A 16,761-nucleotide genomic window follows, 5' to 3' on the forward strand; every position below is an offset into this window, starting at 1 on the left:
CAGCAGGGCGCGCCGCCGCAGCCCGCGCCGACCCGTCGTGCCCCCGCCGATGTCCGCCCCGCCGACGTGCCGCCGCCCCCGCCCGCGGGGCCGCTGCCCAACCCCTGGTCGTCTTCGCCAAAGCCCGCCCCTGCGCCGGAGCCAGAGCCGGTGACGGAGGCGGAGGACGAGGAGGCGCTCCTGATCCTCCGGGCCATGATCTCCTGCGCCAAGGCCGATGGAACGCTGGATGCCGAGGAGCGTCAGGCGATCGCGGGGCAGCTGGACCAGGCCGGGCTTGACCAGGCCGCGCGCGACCTCGTGCTTGCCGAGTTCGCCCGCCCAGCCCCGGTGGCCGAGATCGCCGCCCGCGCGTCCGACCCGGTTCTCGCCGCGCAGATCTACGCCGCGGCCTTCCTCGGCGCCGGCGAGATCGGGGCGGCGGAGCGTGCCTGGCTCGAGGCCTTCGCGACGCAGGCGGGACTCGACCGCCGTGCGGCCGAGGCGATCGAGGCGCGTCTCGGCGGATAGAGCACGACCCGACCGATTGGAACTGATCGATCCGAAGGTCGTGCGCTCCGAACCTAATCGGGGCGGAGCCGTTCAGCCCTTCGCCAAGGCGGGGTTCGGCCAGGCGGGTGCCTGCTCGGCCCCGTCTCGCGGCAGGACCACGCGCGGCCGGCCGCCGAGGTTCTGCAGCGCCGCGGAGGGCAGGGCCGTGTTCTGGCCGCGCGCGTCGAACCGCATCGGCGGGCCGCGCATCATCTTCTGGGCGAGCACCGTGCCGCGCAGCGCGGCAGCGAGCTCTGCACCCCGCGCGCCGGGGTGACGCGAAGCGGCCTCCCCTGCGACGAGCACGGCATCGACCACCAGGCCGAGCGTACCCTGGCAGACCTCGAAGCGTTGCGGCGGGTTGCGCCGGGCGAAGAGGCTCCGCACCTCGGCGGTGACGGCGCTTCGCGCGTCTGGCCAGGGTGCGAAGGTGACATGCCCCTCGCCGTCATCGCCGGGCAAGGCGAGGACCTCCTCGACCGCGAGGCCCGGAAGGCCGAAGGAGACGATCCCGGCCGGCCGGACACCGTTGCCGGCGATGGTCGCGACGACCGAGGAGGCGGCCTCGGCGGCGGCGGCGATGACGATCACCTCCGGCTGCGCCTCGCGAAGCTTGGCGAGAAGCCGGCCGGTTTCCGCACGCCCGGCCGGCCCGGGGGCAAGGGCGATCTCTGCGTGCGACAGGAGCGGGATGTGCGCGGCCGGCAGCACCGCGTGCAGCGTGGTGCGGAGGACGTGGCCCGTCTCGTCATTGTCATGCACGAGGGCGAGGTGGCGGGGCAGAGGCAGGCTCGCCGCGGCGTAGAGGTCGCGCAGCAGGCCGAGGCCTCTGCCGACGAGCTGGCTCGCAGTCGGCGCGGTGCGCAGGAGCAGGCGGGAGCCGTGGTCGGTCAGTCCCGGGGCGGAGGCGGCGGCGGCGATGACCGGTGCGCCGCGACGCTCCGCCGCCATGAGCGCGGCGCGGGTCTCCTCGTCCCCACAGGTTGCGAGAAGGAGATCGGCCCCATCGTCGAGCAGCCGCGTCGCTGCACGGTCTGCGCCTTCCCGGCCCCCGCGCGTCTCCGCGAAGCGCAACGCCACCGGCTTGCCACGCCGGGCGAGCAGCTCTGAGGCGATCTCCGCGCCGTGCTGGACGACCGTGTCCGCACCGAGGCTTGCGACCAGGATGCCGATACGGATCGCCCTGCGCTGGGCGCGCGGCCGGCTGGGAAATGACAAGAGAACGAGCGCGCCCGAGCCGAGCGCGCCGATGGCAGCGCGCCGCCCGACCGGCGCCGACCCTGTTCTCCCCCGCATGATGTGTCATTCATGACGCGATGGCGTCTCGAATGAAAGACGGTTCGCGACTTTGTGTCAGCATGGCGATCATGCATCTCCGCCACGTGGCCTGGCCGCCGCACCTTCCAGTGCCCTCCGAACCGATCTAGAAGCAGGGAGAAGCCCAAGGGCGGGAGGATGCGCAGAATGGAACTCACGGACGCCGAGCAGTCCCTCGCGCAACGCGCCGCAGCGTTCGCCGAACGGGTCGTCGCCCCGCGCGCTGCCGAGATCGACCGCACCGAGGCCTATCCCTGGGACAATGTCGCCGCGCTGCGCGAGGCAGGGTTCCTCGGCATGACGATCCCCGAGGCCTGGGGCGGCAAGGGTGCGTCCTATCTCGACGCCGTCCTCGTCATCGAGGCGATGGCGCGGCGCTGCGCCGTCGCTGGCCGCATCTGCGTCGAGGCGAACATGGGCGCGCTCGGCGCCGTCATGGCCTATGGCTCGGAGGAGCAAAAGCGCCTCGCCGCCGGCCTCGTTCTCGGCGAGGGCGACAAGCCAGCGATCTGCATCACCGAGCCCGAGGCCGGCTCGGCCGCGACGGAGATGACGACGGGGGCCGAGCGCCGGCCTGGCGGCTGGGTGATCAATGGCCGCAAGCACTGGATCACCGGCGGCGGCGTGTCGAAGCTTCACTTGATCTTTGCCCGCGCCTTCGAGGGCGGCGAGGATCTCGGCATCGGCGGGTTCCTCGCCGTCCGGCGGGGCGAGGATGACCCGAAGGGCCTCGTGATCGGGGCCCGCCAGCATGCGATGGGCGTGCGCGGCATCCCCGAGACGGTGGTCGAGTTCCGCGACCTCTTCATTCCCGACGCGATGGTGCTGCCGAGCCCGGGCGGGTTCCGACGCGGCTTCGGCGCGCTGATGGACGCCTACAACGCCCAGCGTGTGGGTGCGGCGACGGTGGCGCTCGGCATCGCCGCAGGCGCGCTCGAGCATGCAGTCGCCTTTGCCACGCAGCGCGAGCAGTTCGGCCGCCCGATCGCCGAGTTCCAGGGGCTGCAGTGGATGCTCGCCGACATGGCGGTCGCGGTCGACGCAGCGCGGGCGATGGTGCACCGCGCGGCGCGGAGCCGCGGCCCGAACGGCTTCCCCGACCCAGTGCTGGCGGCAAAGGCAAAGATCCTTGCCGCAGAGACGGCGGTGAAGGTGACCAACGACGCGCTGCAGGTCTGGGGCAGTGCCGGGTATGCCCGCGACAACCCGATGGAGCGCATGGTGCGCGACGCGCGCATGTTCACCATCGCCGGCGGCACGGCGCAGATCCTGCGCAACCTTGTCGCCGCCAACCTGCTTGGCATGAAGCTGCCGCAGACCCGAGACGGCTGGCTCCGCCAGGCCGCGCGCCGGGCGGCGGCGGAGTGATTGTTAGTTCCGGCGCATATCGACGTAAGGCCAGAGGTTTTTCTCCAGACCTTCAAGTGAAGACTTGAGATTCTTTTGGGCTTTGTTCTCTGGATCGTTTATTGCGATTAGCGAATTTACTAAGTCTTGTCTCTTTCTGATACTATCTTCATTGTTGTATTTCTTGAGAAGAAATACTTCACGACTAATAGAATAAAGTTCGTCGTATTCTTGAAAAATTTGTTCGATTTGTTTCCGAATTGATGAGCGCTCGCTGCGTGGTAAATTCACCTCTAAAGATAGAAGAAGGGTCTCAATAGTATAAACTTCATCATTTAACAGACTTAATCTGTCGTGGACGCCGTCATATATCATGTCATATCGATCGCCGCCTTCTTTCTGGATATGTTCCATTCGCCGCTGAATTTCGTTCCTTTCCTCGGGATAGAGGCGAAAATTCGTTCTAATAGATTGAATTTTTCGGACAAATTGTGTTGTGTGTGCTAGTAGATTTTTCGCTGAACTACGTTTCTCGTAAGCGAGCGTTTGTTTTCTCCAAATGTTTGCAGCATACAATCCTGCGGGTACTAAAAGAATCGTGCCTATGCCAGAGAGTATGGCCCCGAGGGCACTAATGGAATCGGAGTCCATGTAAATCCAACTGGGCATTCCGGCTACCTCGTCCTCTAGCGTTTGGAGTTTTGCACCCTATGCCCCAGAAAAGCAGCCCCTACGTCGTCCGCGCCGCGGACGCGCTTGTGCTCGGCGACGGGAAGCTTCTCTCCGTGAAGGAGGCGAACTTCCCGGGCTTCGGCATCGCGCTCCGGTTCCAGGAGCGCCGGCCGGGCGGCCCGCCGTCCGACTGGTGCACCACCGGCCACAGCGTGTTCGTGCTGGAAGGCAGGCTCCGCTACGATTTCGACGACCATTCGGTCGAGGCCGGGCCGGGCGACATGCTGCACATCCCCGCAGGCGAGGCGCACCGGCACAAGCCCTCCGTCGTCGGCGACGCGCCCGTGCGCTACGTGCTGACCGAGTTCGCCGAGAACATCCCCGTTTCGTCGCGTTAAGGCTTCGTCCATGTCGGCCCCGCATACCGGGGCCATGGATCAGGAGCTCGCATGACATCCGCCCTGTCCCAGGCGGTGAGCTGGCTCGGCTCTTTCGGCCAAGGCAGGGGTGCCCGGAGCGAGGGGCGCGCGGGTGAGGGCGCGCCGCCGCCGCCCGCTCGGCCGCGTCTCGAAGATGCCGTCACGCCAGCGCCGCCACCACTGGCCGACCCGCCGGGGTCCTGGACGCCGGGGCGCCTCCGCCTCGCGGCACTTCTCTGGGGCGAGGGGTTCATCGGGCCTGGCGGAGAGGAGGAGGCGCTGAGGCTCGCCAAACCTCTCGGCCTGCAATCCTCGCACAGCCTTCTCAACCTCGGCGCAGGGCTCGGCGGCGCGGCGCGCGCGATCACCACCGCCTCCGGCGCCTGGGTGAGTGCCTACGAGCAGTGCCAGGACCTCGTCACCGCCGGCGAGGCGCTCTCGAAGAAGGCCAAGCTCGACAAGAAGGCAGAGGTGAAACCCTTCGACCCCGCGCGGCCCGCCTTCCGTCAGAACTACTACCACCACGCCCTGGTGCAGGAGGCGCTGTGGTTCGTCGAGGACAAGGACGCGGTGCTCGCGGCGCTGGTCGGCGCGGTGAAGCAGGCCGGGCAGGTGGTGATCACCGACCTGACCCTCGGCGACGCGCCGGCGGAGGCCGGTGACCCCGCGATGCGCGCCTGGCAGCGGTTCGACCGCGCGCCCGCCTGCCTCATGGGCGCGAAGGAGGAAACGGCGCTTCTCGCCCGGCACGGCCTCGACATCCGCATCGCCGAGGAGATCAGCGCCCGGCACGTCTCGCAGGCGGTGGCCGGCTGGCGCGAGCTGCTCGGCATCATCCAGGACCAGAAGCCGACGCCGCAGCAGGCGATGACGGTGGTGCAGGAGGCAGAGCTCTGGCTGCGCCGCCTGGCGCTGATCCGCAAGGGGCGGCTCAAGGTGATGCGGTGGCACGCCATCCGGCGCTGATCGCGCGGCAGCACCGCCGCCGCTGCGGTTGACAGGCAAGGGGCGTTTCCCTATCTCCCGCGGCTCGTCCCGCCGCGACGGCTTCGACAGGTGACACAATGCGTATCCGCAATTCGCTCAAGACCGCCAAGACGCGGGACAAGAACAACCGGCTCGTGCGCCGCAAGGGCCGGCTGTACGTGATCAACAAGAAGAACCCGCGGATGAAGGTCCGCCAGGGTTGATCGGTCTGCGCTGATCGGCTTCGGCCTGAGGCCGCGCAGCAGCGCGGCGCCCGGGTCCAGACGAAACCGCCGCCGCAAGCGGCGGTTTGTCGTTTCTGGCGCCACTTCCCCTCTGCGGCGCTTGCGCGCGCCGCTCCGAAGCGTCACTTCTGAGGCAACGCAGGAGCGCGCGGAGGGTCACATGCTCGCGATGCCGGAGCCGAAGGCGGAGATCGTCGCGCGCCGCGCCGAGATCGTCGCCGCGCTCGCCGCGCGCGTCGGCGCGGCCAACGTGATCTCCGAGGCGCTTCGCCTCAAGGCCTACGAGACGGACGGGTTCAGCGCCTACAGGCGCGTGCCGCTTGCCGTCGTCCTCGCGGAGACGACCGAGCAGGTCGCCGCCGCGCTGAAATACTGCCACGAGCAGGGCATCCGCGTCGTGCCGCGCGCGGCAGGCACCTCGCTCTCGGGCGGCGCGCTGCCGCTCGAGGATGCGGTGGTGATCGGCGTGTCGAAGATGAACGCCATCCTCGAGGTCGACTTCGAGGACCGCCTCGCCCGCGTCCAGGCAGGCGTGACGAATATCGGCATCACCAAGGCCGTCGAGGGCGAGGGGTTCTTCTACGCGCCCGACCCGTCGAGCCAGCTCGCCTGCATGATCGCCGGCAATGTCGCGATGAACTCGGGCGGCGCGCATTGCCTGAAATACGGCGTCACGGCGAACAACCTGCTCGGCGTCACCTTCGTGACCGTCGAGGGCGAGGTGGTCGAGCTCGGCGGCGAGCATCTCGATGCCGCGGGCTATGACTGGCTCGGGCTGATCACCGGCTCCGAGGGCCAGCTCGGCATGGTGACGGAGGTGACGGTGCGCATCCTCCGCGCCGCAGAAGGCGCGCGCGCGATGCTGGTGGGCTTCGACGCGACCGACGTCGCCGGCGCGGCGGTGGCCGACATCATCGCCTCGGGCATCATTCCCGTAGCGCTCGAGTTCATGGACAGGCCCTGCATCCATGCCTGCGAGGCCTTCGCGCATGCGGGCTACCCGCTCGATGCCGAGGCGCTCCTGATCATTGAGGTCGAGGGCTCGGAGGAGGAGCAGGACGCGCTGCTCGCGAAGCTCCAGGCGATCTGCGCCCGCCATGGGCCGAGCACCATGCGCATCGCCCGAACGGCGGAGGAGAGTGCCGCGATCTGGAAGGGGCGGAAGGGCGCGTTCGGCGCGGTGGGCCGCATCAGCCCCGACTACCTTTGCATGGACGGAACGATCCCGCCGGGGCGGCTGCCCGAGGCGATGCGCGGGATCGGTGCGCTAGCGGAACGTTACCGGCTTCAGGTCGCGAACGTGTTCCACGCGGGCGATGGCAATCTCCACCCGCTGATCATGTTCGACGCGAACGACGCGGACAGCTTCGCCCGCGCCGAGGCGCTCGGGGCGGATATCCTCAAGCTCTGCGTCGAGCTTGGCGGCTGCCTGACCGGCGAGCACGGCGTCGGGATCGAGAAGCGCGACCTGATGACCGCGCAGTTCGGCCCGGTCGACCTCGCGCAGCAGAAGCGCATCAAGACCGCCTTCGACCCGGGCTGGATCCTCAACCCGCACAAGGTGTTCCCGCTCGAGCATGCCTGAGGCCCTGACAAGCGGAATGGAGGCGCCGGCGGACGAGGCGGCGCTTGCGGCACGCGTCGCTGCCGCGCATGCGGCGGCGACGCCGCTTGCCATCTGGGGCAACAGGACGAAGGCGAGCGTCGGCCGCCCGGTGCAGGCCTCCGCTGCGGTCAGCACGCGCGCGCTGACGGGCATCACGCTCTACTCACCCGCGGAGCTGGTTCTCTCCGCGCGCGCGGGCACGCCGGTCGCGGAGGTCGAGGCTCGGCTCGCGGAGAAGGGCCAGCACATCGTCTCCGAGACGCCCGACCTCTCCGCGCTGTGTGGCGAGGACGGCGCGGCCGAGGGGCCGCCGACGATCGGCGGGGCCGTCGCGTGCAACCTCTCCGGGCCGCGGCGGATCGCGCTCGGTGCCTTGCGCGACCAGGTGCTCGGCATCCGCGCGGTGAACGGCACGGGAGAGGTGATCACCTCGGGCGGGCGTGTGCTGAAGAACGTCACCGGCCTCGATCTCTGCAAGCTGCTCTCCGGAAGCCGCGGCACGCTCGCGGTGCTGACGGAGGTGACCGTGAAGGTCATGCCGGCACCGGAAGCGACGGCAACGCTCGTGCTCCGCGGCCTCGCGCCGGACGCGGCGGTGGCTGCGCTGTCGGCGGGCCTCGGCTCTCCCTTCGGCGTCACCGGTGCCGCGCATCTGCCGGCTCCGGGTCGGCTGCTCGGCCCCGGAGGACCGGCGACGCTCCTGCGCGTCGAGGAATTCGTCGACTTCATCCCCTACCGGACCGAGCGGCTTCGCGCGCTTCTCGCCGCGCATGGCACGGCGCAGGTGCTCGACACCGAAGCCTCGCTTCCGCTCTGGCGCGCCGTGCGCGATGCCGCACCGCTTGCGGTGGCGCCGGGCGAGGGCGCGTGGCGCATCTCCGTCCGCCCCTCCGCCGGGCCGCGCGTTCTCGCCGCACTCGAAGCGGCGGGCCTGCGCGGCTTCCTCGACTGGGGTGGCGGGCTCGTCTGGGCAGCGGGCGACGGAACGGAAGCCTCGCAGCGCGCGGTGATGGCGGCCGCGGCCGAGGCGAACGGCGTGTTCTGGACGATGCGTGCGCCGGCGCCACTGCGTGCCGCCCTTCCCGTCGTGCCCGACGAGCCCGCGCCGCTCGCGGCGTTGACGAGAAAGGTGAAGGCAGCCTTCGACCCGAAGGGAATCCTCGGGCCAGGCCGCCTCTACGCAGGCATATGATCGGATTTCGCAACGGAAGGTACGCGATGAGGGGGCCTCGGTGACGATCCTGTTCTTCCTTCTTCTTCTGCCCGTGCTCGCGCTCGGCTTCACGGGCCTGACGCTTCTGTTCCTCGACGTGCTGCACGCCGGCTCCCGCTCCCGCGCGGAGTGGGCGCGCGACGGGCTCGCCTTCGTGTTCGGCTTCCTCGCGCTTGCCGGCCTCGTCTGGGACATTGCCTCGGGCGAGCTCTTCCGCACCGAGAGCTTCACGATGTTCCTCGGAATCTACGGCATGAACTTCGTGCTTCTCGGCATCGCCTTCGTGCTGCTCGCCTTGCCGCACGCAAGCGCGAAGCAGAGCGGCTGAGCGCGGGGCCAGGGGGCACGGGATGCAGACCACCTTCAGCGAGGAGCAGCTTCGCGACGCCGACACGGCGGAGGCGAACCGCATCCTCCGCACCTGCGTCCATTGCGGCATGTGCACCGCGACGTGCCCGACCTTCCTTCTGCTCGGCGACGAGCTCGACAGCCCGCGCGGCCGCATCTACCTGATCAAGGACATGCTGGAGAACGGCCGCCCCGCGACGGCCGAGGTGGTCACGCACATCGACCGCTGCCTCTCCTGCCTCTCCTGCATGACGACCTGCCCCTCCGGCGTCCACTACATGCACCTGATCGACCATGCGCGCAGGCATGTGGAGGAGACGTTCGAGCGCCCGCTTCCGGAGAGGACGATCAGGCGTGTTCTCGCAGCGATCCTGCCGCGCGTCGGGCTGTTCCGGCTCGCGGTGAACGCCGCGCGGCTCGGCCGGCCGCTTGCGGGGCTCATTCCGGGCAGCGGTGCGCTCCCGCAACGGCTCCGCGCGATGCTCCGCCTCGCCCCCGCGCGCGTTCCCTCGCCGAGCCCGATCGAGCGGCCGGGCACGCATCTCGCCCAAGGCGAGCGCCGGTTCCGCGTCGCACTTCTTGCCGGCTGCGCGCAGCAGGTTCTCGCGCCCGAGATCAACGAGGCGACGGTTCGGCTTCTCACCCGTCTCGGCGTCGAGGTGGTGGTGCCGGAGGGGGCGGGCTGCTGCGGCGCGCTGACGCATCACCTCGGCATGCATGACCCCGCCATCGCCTCGGTGAAGCGCAACGTCGCCGCTTGGACGGCGGAGATCGCGCGTGGCGGGCTCGATGCGATCGTGATCAATGCCTCGGGCTGCGGCACGACGGTGAAGGACTACGGCTACATGATGCGCGAGGACCCCGAGTGGGCCGAGCGCGCCGCGGCCGTCTCGGCGCTGGCGAAGGACATCACCGAGGTGCTGGAGATGGTGGGCTATGCGCCGACACGCCGCGCCCCTGCCTTGCGCGTCACCTACCACTCGGCATGCTCGATGCAGCACGGCCAGAAGCTCACCACCTTGCCGAAGGCGCTGCTTGCCCGTGCGGGCTTCCGGGTGGCGGACGTTCCGGAGGGGCACATCTGCTGCGGCAGCGCCGGCACCTACAACCTGCTGCAGCCCGAGATCGCCGGCCGGCTGCGCGAGCGCAAGCTCGGCAATATCGCGCGCACCAGGCCCGACGTCGTGGCGACGGGCAATATCGGCTGCATCACCCAGCTCTCCGGCGGCGGTGTGCCGGTGATCCACTCTGTGCTCCTGCTCGACTGGATGGCGGGCGGGCCGGTTCCGGCGGAGCTGGCCGGTCACCAGGCGGTCACGCAGGCGGCACTTGCGGAACCCGCGCCAGCGGCGTGATGCTCGGGACATGCTTCGCCGCGCCCTCCTGTTCTCCCTCGCCGCCACACCGGTGCTCGCGCAGTCGCGCCGCCAGCTCTCGCTCGACCAGCTTTTCGAGGCGCTGAAGGTCGCACCAGATGATGCCTCGGCCCATGCCGTGGAGGCGCAGATCTGGCAGGCCTGGATGCAGGCAGGCAGCCCCGCGGTGCAGCTCCTGATGCGGCGGGGGCTCCGCCATCTCGAGACGCGCTCGCTCGCCGATGCGGTGGAGGATTTCGACGCGGTGATCGCGCTCGCGCCGGACATGGCGGAGGGCTGGAACAAGCGCGCGACCGCCTACTACCTGCTCGGCGACTACGACAGCGCGGTGAAGGACATCCAGGAGACGCTTGCGCGCGAGCCGCGGCATTTCGGCGCGCTCGCCGGCCTCTCGCACATCCAGGAAGCGCGTGGCGACCATGTCGGCGCGCTGCGCGCCTATGAGCGGGCGCTCGCGATCAACCCGCGCATGGCAGGCTCGGAGGCCAGGCTGAAGGAACTCCGCCGCCGGGCTCTCGGCGAGGAGAGCTGACGGCGCGCGCCCCCGCAGGACTTGCCTTACGTCAAGCATCCGGAACGTTCTGCTTGCGCGTGCCTGGCGCCATGTGAGCTCATTGCCGGGAGGGGGAATGAGCCATGGACCAGGGTCGAACCACCTTCCTTGGCGCGGTGCCGTCGGGTCTCCGCGGCATCGTGGCGGCCTCGGCGCTGCTGCTGCTATCACCCGGCGCGCAGGCATCGATCGCAACGGTCGGCTGCGCGAACGTGGGCGTCTCCTGCACGTCGGAAGAGCTGAACCTCGGCGCCTCGATCACCGTCAATGACCTGCGCTTCTCGGGCTTCTTCTTCCAGAACCAGACGAGCCTCGTGCTGCCGCTCGATGCCCCGGGGTCGGGACCGCGGGCCTCGCTGCTGATCGTTCCGCTCGATCAGACGCTGAACCCGTGGGGATTCTCCTTCCCCCCCGCGACCATCCCGACAAGCTTCCTCGACAGCTTCTCCATGCTCGTTGACGCGCTCGCTCCCGGGCTAGGGGTGAGCAGGGTGGACATGGTGCTGCGATACTTCGACAACAGCATCGGCCAATACGCGGTCGAGTTCTCGGGACGGACCACGTTCCTCGGCTACGGCAACGCGCTCGAGGTGACCTGCGAGGGCATCACCGGATCCGGCCCGGAGCTGTGCGCCGACCATCCGCGATCTGACGCGACCTCGCTGTTCCCGGTTCCCGACAGCGTGCGTCTCGTCACCGAGCTCGGCGGCAGCGTGACCGGCGAGGTCGCGCGCGGCATCGGCGATGCGGGGATCGTCTCGGTGCAGCTGATCTTCAACGTGCCCGAGCCTTCGGCGCTGATCGTCCTCGGCGTCGGCCTGCTCGGGCTCGGTCTTGTCCTGACGCGCGCGCCCCGGGAAGCGCCGCTCACCCGCGCACGCGGGCTGGATTGCCCATCGCCGTCGCACCCTCCGGCACGTTCCGCGTGACGACGCTGCCCGCGCCGATGACCGCGCCGTCGCCGATCGTCACGCCGGGGAGGATGATCGCGCCCGCGCCGATCCACGCATCCGCCCCGATCGCGATGGGCCGGCCGAACTCGAGCCCGGCGCGGCGGGTCGCTGCGTCGCGCGGGTGGTCTGCTGCCATGATCTGCACCGCCGGCCCGATCTGCGCGCGTGCCCCGATCGTGACCGCGCAGACATCGAGCACGACGCAGTTGAAGTTGAGGAACGCCCCGTCGCCGAGGCTGATGTTGAAGCCGTAGTCGCAATGGAAGGGCGGGCGGATCACCGCGCCGCGTCCGACATGGGCGAGACGCTCGGCAAGCAGCGCGCGGCGTTCGTCGGGAGAGGCGGCCAGTGCTCCGTTGTAGCGCACGAGCCAGCGTTTCGTGGCGGCCTGGTCAGCGACGATCTCGGGGGCGGCCGGGTCGTAGAGCGCGCCTCCGAGCATCTTCTCCTTCTCACTCTGCATCGCGCGCCTAGCCGCCCTTGAGGGCGGCAATGATCCGGCCGCGCAACCAGCGCTCGCCCGGGTCGGCGTCGGTTGCCCCGCGCCAGGCAAGGCTGATGGTCGCTGCCGGCGGCTCGAACGGGGTCGGGTCGACGCGCAGCCCGCCCTGCGCGGCGAGCGTCTCGGCAACGAAATGCGGCACGGAGGCGATGAGCTCGGTGCCTGCGAGCACGGAGGGAAGGATGCCGAAATCGGTCACGCCGAGCACAACGCGCCGCGCCCGGCCGAGCTTGGCGAGGGCCTGGTCGGCCACGCCCTTGAGATCGCCCGCAGGCGTGACGAGAACATGCGGCCGCGCGCAGTAGGCATCGAGGGTGATCGGGTTGGGGTCACTGTCGGCGCGGAGGACGACGAAATGGCCGCTCAGCACCGTGCGTCGCTTGGCGTTGGCGGGGAGGTCGTCGGCAATGAAGCCGATCGCTGCCGACACCTCCGCCCTCTCGAATTGCTGCGGGATCGTCTTCCAATCGCCGCGGCGGACCGTCAGCGTGCAGTGCGGCGCCTCTGCGGCGAGGATCGGCATCAGCCGCGGCAGGAGGGCGATGGCGATGTCGTCCTGGCTCGCGATGCGGAAATCGCGCGCATCCGTCACCGGGTCGAACGGCACGGCCGGTGCCACGGCCTCCGACAGCGCCGCCATCGCTGGGGCGAGGCGCTCCATGAGCGAGAGCGCGCGCGCGGTCGGTTCGAAGCTTCGGCCCGTGCGGATGAATAGCGGGTCGCGGAACGTGTCGCGCAACCGCGCCAGCGCGCCGGAGGTGGCGGGCTGGGAAAGTCCGAGCCGCTCGCCTGCCCGCGTCACGGAGCGCTCCTCCATGATCGTGGCGAAGACGGTGAGCAGGTTCAGGTCGAGGGTGCGGAGCGTGTCTGCCATGGCGGGGCAGTATGCCGTGCCGCGCCGGCCTGCCTATAGGGCAACGACACCGAAGCGTCACGGCGCTGTCACCGGCTTGCAACGCCACGCCGGTATCCGTGCCTGGCCACTCACGGAGCAGAGGAGCCCCCGATGACGCGACCGCGCCTTGCCGCCGCCCTGCTTGCCTCGACGCTGCTCGCCGCAGCGCCCGCCTCGGCCGACCAGACCTTCCGCGGCGTGCTCGCGGGCCACGCCGCGCTGCCTGCGCTGAGCCTGCTCGCCCCGCCGGCCGGCGCTCCCGCCGATGCGTGGGTGAGCGGCAAGTTCGCCGGCCCCGGCAATCTCCGCATCGAGAGGCCGATGAGCGTCGCCGGCGACACCGGGCCCGCGCATGGCGGCCGGGCAACCGGGCTTTCCTTCCCGTTCATCGGCCAGCCGCTCCAGGGCTTCTCCGGCTTCGCCATGAACCGCGCGCCGGACGGTTCCTTCTGGTCGTTGACCGACAACGGCTTCGGCAACAAGCGGAACTCGACCGACACGCTGCTGTTCTTCCATCGCGTGATGCCGAACTGGCAGCAGGGCAGCGTCGCGGTGCGGCAGACCGTGTTCCTCCGCGACCCGGACCGCATCGTGCCGTTCCGTATCATCAACGAGGGCACAGCTGAGCGGTACCTGACGGGCGGCGATTTCGATCCCGAGTCGATCCAGGTCGTCGGCGACACGGTCTGGATCGGCGAGGAGTTCGGCCCCTACCTGATCCGCGCCACGCTCGATGGCCGCATCACCGGCATCTGGCAGACCGAGCTCGACGGCGAGGTGCTGCGAAGCCCCGACCATCCTGCGCTCTCGATCCCCGCCGCAGCGGGGCGCGACTGGCGGGTGCCGCGCTCGGGCGGCTACGAGGGTATGGCGGTGACGCCGGACGGGTCCCGCCTCTGGGCGATGCTGGAGAAGCCGATCCTGAACGCCGAGGGCCAGGCAGAGGGACGGTTCCTGCGCGTTCTCGAGTTCGACACACAGGCCGGGCGCTGGACCGGGCGCAGCGTGCGCTACCCGCTCGAGCAGGGTGCGACCGCGATCGGCGACTTCAACATGATCGACGGATCGCGCGCTCTGGTGATCGAGCGCGACGACGGGGAGGGCGACCCCTCGCTCGCCTGTGCGGCGCCGAACCAGCCTCGGCCCGACTGCTTCCCCAATCCGGCCCGGTTCAAGCGCGTCTACCTGATCGACCTCGCGCAGGCGGACGCGAACGGCGTGGCGCGCAAGCTCGGCCACATCGACCTGATGAACCTCGAGGACCCCGAGGGGCTGGGGCGGATCGAGACGGCGGCGAACCCGCCTCTGCGCGGCCGCTACACCGTGCCGTTCTTCACCATAGAGAACGTCGTGCGCGTCGACGGCGAGCACATCATGGTGGCGGTGGACAACAACCTGCCCTTCTCGAGCGGCCGGCGGCTCGACCGGGCTGCAGACAACGAGTTCTTCCTGATCAGGGCACCGGAGCTTCTCGCTGCGCGGTGACGGCACATGAAAATGGGGGCGGTGCCTAGGCAGGCACCGCCCCTGTAAAGATCGCCGACACCGGCCGGTGCCGGCAGGTGGTGCGGCCGATCAGGCCGTCTTGCGGCGACGCCGCGCGGCGAAGCCGAGGCCGAGCAGGCCGGCACCCAGGAGCCCGAGCGAGGCAGGCTCCGGAACGGTGAAGCTGCCGCCCGTGATCTCGAGGCGGACGACCATGTCGTCGTGGTTGTCATCGACGCTGTTGCCGAGGTCATCGAGGAAGAGCCAGGCCACCGTGCCCGACCCTGGCGTGACGCCGTTCTGGACGTTGTCGATGCAGGCGACGGCCGAGCAGTTGGCCAGCGTGACGAAGAAATTGCCGAGGCCGAGCCCCGGCAGGGCGTTCGCCCCGTTCGTCACGTCGCCGTTGGGAACCGTCGACGTGAAGGCGAAGGGCAGAAGCCCGGATAAGACGTTGTTGAACACCGAGTTCGTGCCGACCGGCGCGCCAAGCGTGCCCACTCCGCCGGGGCTCGTGCCCGCGATCGTGAAGATGGTCGCGCCGTTCCATTCGAAGGTGTTCGTCGCACCGGCTTCGGAGCCGATCAGCGTCGCCGTGATCTGGGCGGGGCCGCCGACCAGAAACAGGTCAACGCCGTAGTGGCCCTCGACGAGCGTCAGGGGCGCGATGACGTTGTTCGGCTGGGTCGACCCGGGCGTCGGGATGACGCCGATTGCCGCCTCAGCCATCGGTGCTGCGGCTGTGAGCCCTACTGCCGCCACCGTCGCAAGGAGAAGCTTCTTCACGTCCATTGTCCTCCGTGGTTGAGAGTGCCGAGGCGCGGCACCCGGGGTTCACGAAGGGTTAAGCAAAGGGCATGCCAAAGGCAGAAAGACCTTCTATTCAATGCATTAAGTTTTGACAACGGTCAAGAACGTTGCACATTGTAAAATTCGCAGACACGAATCTGTCCGGGCATCGGCCAGAGGTTCACAGAAGGAAAAGGGGCGGCGCATAATACGCCGCCCCATCCGACAAGTTGGTAAGTCGGCCTTTGTCAGGCTTGGCGGCGGCGCCGTGCGGCGAAGCCGAGGCCGAGGAGGCCGGCACCGAGCAGGCCGAGCGTGGCAGGCTCGGGTACGCCGAACGAGCCGTTTGAGATCTTGATGACCACCACGAGGTCGTCATGGTTGTCGTCGATGCCGGCGCCGCCGTCATCGAGCGCGAGGAGCAGCGTGTTGCCGCCGCTGGCGGTGCTGCCGTTGATGTCCTTGTCGAAAACGCAGGTGTCGAGGGCGTCGCAGGTCGTCACCGTCGAGAAGAAGTTCGGGATGTTCGGCGGCTCCTGGTTGCCTGCGTTGGTCACCGATGTCGTCGGCCCGGGGCCGAAGGTCGACGTGAAGATGAAGTCGATCAGCCCCGGGGCGACGTCGGTCGAGCCGATCAGCAGCGGATCAACACTGCCACCGAAGAGCGAGGATGTCGGACCACCAACGCTGTTGACCCGGCCGGCGGTCGACACCGTCACGGATGGCGGAATGGAGCCCGGTGCACCAGTCAACGTGAACGTGTTGGTCTCGCCGGCTTCCTTGCCGAGGTAATAGACGTCGATCGTCGTATCCGCGCCGGCGATCAGATACCACGTGGCACCAAACCAGCCTTCGACCGCGCCGATCACGTTGTTCGGATTGCCGGGCCCAGCGCCGGGCGTGGCCCCGATGTACATCGCATGGGCCGCGGGGCTTGCGAGGCCGATGCCCGCTGCCGCCGCCGTGGCGAGGAGAAGCTTCTTCATGTCCATTATCCTCCATGGTGACGAATGCCGGCTCGGCGCTTCGTTCGTAATTCGTTGAGCAACGCTCATGCCAATTCCGAAATGTGTTTTGAATCAAGGTTTTGAGGAATATCAAGACGGCATGCCGTTCCGGATTGTAAAGAAGTCTGACACACAGCCGTAACTTTCTCTCGTGGCTCGGCCAGGAGCCGCGCGCCGCGCGCATGACCGACGCATCGACCGCAACCCCGGCCGCGCGTGCGCCTCCGCGGCAGGGCTAGTCATCCCTCGCCACAGGACGGAGGATGCCGACATGCCACGCGCAGCGCTTGCCCGGACCGGTTCACCGCTCGACGACGACGCCTGGCGCGCGATCGCGGCGCGGGACACGTCCGCCCGTGGGCGCTTCGTCGTCGGCGTCGTGACCACGGGCATCTACTGCGCGCCGGGTTGCCCCGCGCGGCTGCCCCGGCGGGAGAACCTGCGCCGGTTCGATGCGCCGGGCGAAGCCGAGGCAGCGGGGTTCCGCGCCTGCCGCCGCTGCGCCCCCCGCGCCCCGGCCGACGCGACCGCCCAGGC

19 protein-coding genes are annotated in these 16,761 nt (G+C 69.3%); 13 read left to right on the forward strand and 6 right to left on the reverse strand.

Going from position 1 to position 16,761, the window contains the following annotated elements; genetic code table 11:
* A partial coding sequence (locus FIF60_RS19975) for a DUF533 domain-containing protein (protein ID WP_144300054.1) occupies window positions 1-510 on the forward strand: 510 nt, incomplete at its 5' end.
* Between the two features lie 72 nt (window positions 511-582).
* Here FIF60_RS19975 and FIF60_RS19980 read toward each other — a convergent pair.
* On the reverse strand, window positions 583-1,827 hold the full coding sequence (locus FIF60_RS19980) for an ABC transporter substrate-binding protein (RefSeq protein WP_144300055.1): 1,245 nt from the start codon (window positions 1,825-1,827) through the stop codon (window positions 583-585).
* 168 nt (window positions 1,828-1,995) lie between these two features.
* Between FIF60_RS19980 and acdA the strand changes: the two genes are divergently transcribed.
* Window positions 1,996-3,216: a 3-sulfinopropanoyl-CoA desulfinase gene (gene acdA / locus FIF60_RS19985; protein ID WP_144300056.1), complete on the forward strand. Its 1,221-nt coding sequence runs from the start codon at window positions 1,996-1,998 to the stop codon at window positions 3,214-3,216.
* Window positions 3,217-3,219: 3 nt separating this feature from the next.
* On the opposite strand, the gene FIF60_RS19990 is transcribed toward acdA, so the two are convergent.
* Window positions 3,220-3,846, reverse strand: a complete 627-nt coding sequence (locus FIF60_RS19990) for a hypothetical protein (protein WP_144300057.1) — start codon at window positions 3,844-3,846, stop codon at window positions 3,220-3,222.
* Between the two features lie 59 nt (window positions 3,847-3,905).
* On the opposite strand from FIF60_RS19990, the gene FIF60_RS19995 reads away from it, so the two are divergent.
* The 9 genes from FIF60_RS19995 to FIF60_RS20035 all read left to right on the forward strand — a co-directional run bounded on the left by FIF60_RS19995 (window position 3,906) and on the right by FIF60_RS20035 (window position 11,522).
* Entirely contained in the window at window positions 3,906-4,265 is a 360-nt protein-coding gene (locus FIF60_RS19995; protein WP_144300058.1) for a cupin domain-containing protein, read from the forward strand.
* A gap of 51 nt (window positions 4,266-4,316) precedes the next feature.
* Window positions 4,317-5,252: a hypothetical protein gene (locus FIF60_RS20000; RefSeq protein WP_144300059.1), complete on the forward strand. Its 936-nt coding sequence runs from the start codon at window positions 4,317-4,319 to the stop codon at window positions 5,250-5,252.
* Between the two features lie 98 nt (window positions 5,253-5,350).
* Window positions 5,351-5,476, forward strand: coding sequence for a type B 50S ribosomal protein L36 (gene ykgO / locus FIF60_RS20005; RefSeq protein ID WP_144300060.1), 126 nt, complete (start codon window positions 5,351-5,353; stop codon window positions 5,474-5,476).
* Between the two features lie 181 nt (window positions 5,477-5,657).
* The gene (locus tag FIF60_RS20010; RefSeq protein WP_144300061.1) at window positions 5,658-7,082 is read left to right on the forward strand and encodes an FAD-linked oxidase C-terminal domain-containing protein; all 1,425 of its coding nucleotides are present in this window, start codon (window positions 5,658-5,660) and stop codon (window positions 7,080-7,082) included.
* Complete coding sequence (locus FIF60_RS20015) at window positions 7,075-8,295, forward strand: FAD-binding protein (RefSeq protein ID WP_239451731.1); 1,221 nt, start codon at window positions 7,075-7,077, stop codon at window positions 8,293-8,295. The genes FIF60_RS20010 and FIF60_RS20015 overlap by 8 nt, the downstream gene beginning before the upstream one ends.
* Before the next feature lie 40 nt (window positions 8,296-8,335).
* Complete coding sequence (locus FIF60_RS20020) at window positions 8,336-8,644, forward strand: hypothetical protein (protein WP_144300062.1); 309 nt, start codon at window positions 8,336-8,338, stop codon at window positions 8,642-8,644.
* Between the two features lie 22 nt (window positions 8,645-8,666).
* Window positions 8,667-10,019 (forward strand): glycolate oxidase subunit GlcF, encoded by a 1,353-nt coding sequence (gene glcF / locus FIF60_RS20025; RefSeq protein WP_144300063.1) that lies wholly within the window; start codon window positions 8,667-8,669, stop codon window positions 10,017-10,019.
* A 10-nt stretch (window positions 10,020-10,029) separates the two neighbouring features.
* On the forward strand, window positions 10,030-10,572 hold the full coding sequence (locus FIF60_RS20030; RefSeq protein WP_144300064.1) for a tetratricopeptide repeat protein: 543 nt from the start codon (window positions 10,030-10,032) through the stop codon (window positions 10,570-10,572).
* 104 nt (window positions 10,573-10,676) lie between these two features.
* Window positions 10,677-11,522, forward strand: a complete 846-nt coding sequence (locus FIF60_RS20035) for a PEP-CTERM sorting domain-containing protein (protein ID WP_144300065.1) — start codon at window positions 10,677-10,679, stop codon at window positions 11,520-11,522.
* Here FIF60_RS20035 and FIF60_RS20040 read toward each other — a convergent pair.
* Window positions 11,461-12,009, reverse strand: a complete 549-nt coding sequence (locus FIF60_RS20040; RefSeq protein WP_144300066.1) for a sugar O-acetyltransferase — start codon at window positions 12,007-12,009, stop codon at window positions 11,461-11,463. The genes FIF60_RS20035 and FIF60_RS20040 overlap by 62 nt on opposite strands.
* Window positions 12,010-12,016: 7 nt before the next feature.
* Window positions 12,017-12,922: a LysR family transcriptional regulator gene (locus tag FIF60_RS20045; protein WP_144300067.1), complete on the reverse strand. Its 906-nt coding sequence runs from the start codon at window positions 12,920-12,922 to the stop codon at window positions 12,017-12,019.
* Between the two features lie 132 nt (window positions 12,923-13,054).
* On the opposite strand from FIF60_RS20045, the gene FIF60_RS20050 reads away from it, so the two are divergent.
* Entirely contained in the window at window positions 13,055-14,428 is a 1,374-nt protein-coding gene (locus FIF60_RS20050) for an esterase-like activity of phytase family protein (RefSeq protein WP_144300068.1), read from the forward strand.
* Window positions 14,429-14,518: 90 nt separating this feature from the next.
* On the opposite strand, the gene FIF60_RS20055 is transcribed toward FIF60_RS20050, so the two are convergent.
* Window positions 14,519-15,214, reverse strand: a complete 696-nt coding sequence (locus FIF60_RS20055; RefSeq protein ID WP_158639320.1) for a PEP-CTERM sorting domain-containing protein — start codon at window positions 15,212-15,214, stop codon at window positions 14,519-14,521.
* Window positions 15,215-15,465: 251 nt separating this feature from the next.
* A complete protein-coding gene (locus tag FIF60_RS20060; protein ID WP_144300071.1) occupies window positions 15,466-16,134 on the reverse strand; it encodes a PEP-CTERM sorting domain-containing protein in 669 nt (222 codons plus the stop codon).
* 361 nt (window positions 16,135-16,495) lie between these two features.
* Between FIF60_RS20060 and FIF60_RS20065 the strand changes: the two genes are divergently transcribed.
* Window positions 16,496-16,761: Ada metal-binding domain-containing protein (locus FIF60_RS20065; protein ID WP_275426727.1), on the forward strand; the 266-nt coding region annotated here is incomplete at its 3' end.

The sequence above is a fragment of the Elioraea rosea genome, assembly GCF_007644105.1.
Classification (GTDB): Bacteria; Pseudomonadota; Alphaproteobacteria; order Acetobacterales; family Acetobacteraceae; genus Elioraea_A; species Elioraea_A rosea.

Excerpts from the sequence above, each read along its gene's own strand:
- glcF (WP_144300063.1), top strand. The coding sequence starts at position 8,667 with ATGCAGACCACCTTCAGCGAGGAGCAGCTTCGCGACGCCGACACGGCG.
- FIF60_RS20040 (WP_144300066.1), bottom strand. The coding sequence starts at position 12,009 with ATGCAGAGTGAGAAGGAGAAGATGCTCGGAGGCGCGCTCTACGACCCG.
- FIF60_RS20015 (WP_239451731.1), top strand. The coding sequence starts at position 7,075 with ATGCCTGAGGCCCTGACAAGCGGAATGGAGGCGCCGGCGGACGAGGCG.
- FIF60_RS19995 (WP_144300058.1), top strand. The coding sequence starts at position 3,906 with ATGCCCCAGAAAAGCAGCCCCTACGTCGTCCGCGCCGCGGACGCGCTT.
- FIF60_RS20010 (WP_144300061.1), top strand. The coding sequence starts at position 5,658 with ATGCTCGCGATGCCGGAGCCGAAGGCGGAGATCGTCGCGCGCCGCGCC.
- FIF60_RS19990 (WP_144300057.1), bottom strand. The coding sequence starts at position 3,846 with ATGGACTCCGATTCCATTAGTGCCCTCGGGGCCATACTCTCTGGCATA.
- FIF60_RS19980 (WP_144300055.1), bottom strand. The coding sequence starts at position 1,827 with ATGCGGGGGAGAACAGGGTCGGCGCCGGTCGGGCGGCGCGCTGCCATC.
- FIF60_RS20000 (WP_144300059.1), top strand. The coding sequence starts at position 4,317 with ATGACATCCGCCCTGTCCCAGGCGGTGAGCTGGCTCGGCTCTTTCGGC.
- FIF60_RS20060 (WP_144300071.1), bottom strand. The coding sequence starts at position 16,134 with ATGTACATCGGGGCCACGCCCGGCGCTGGGCCCGGCAATCCGAACAAC.
- FIF60_RS20050 (WP_144300068.1), top strand. The coding sequence starts at position 13,055 with ATGACGCGACCGCGCCTTGCCGCCGCCCTGCTTGCCTCGACGCTGCTC.
- FIF60_RS20035 (WP_144300065.1), top strand. The coding sequence starts at position 10,677 with ATGGACCAGGGTCGAACCACCTTCCTTGGCGCGGTGCCGTCGGGTCTC.
- FIF60_RS20045 (WP_144300067.1), bottom strand. The coding sequence starts at position 12,922 with ATGGCAGACACGCTCCGCACCCTCGACCTGAACCTGCTCACCGTCTTC.
- ykgO (WP_144300060.1), top strand. The coding sequence starts at position 5,351 with ATGCGTATCCGCAATTCGCTCAAGACCGCCAAGACGCGGGACAAGAAC.
- FIF60_RS20030 (WP_144300064.1), top strand. The coding sequence starts at position 10,030 with ATGCTTCGCCGCGCCCTCCTGTTCTCCCTCGCCGCCACACCGGTGCTC.
- acdA (WP_144300056.1), top strand. The coding sequence starts at position 1,996 with ATGGAACTCACGGACGCCGAGCAGTCCCTCGCGCAACGCGCCGCAGCG.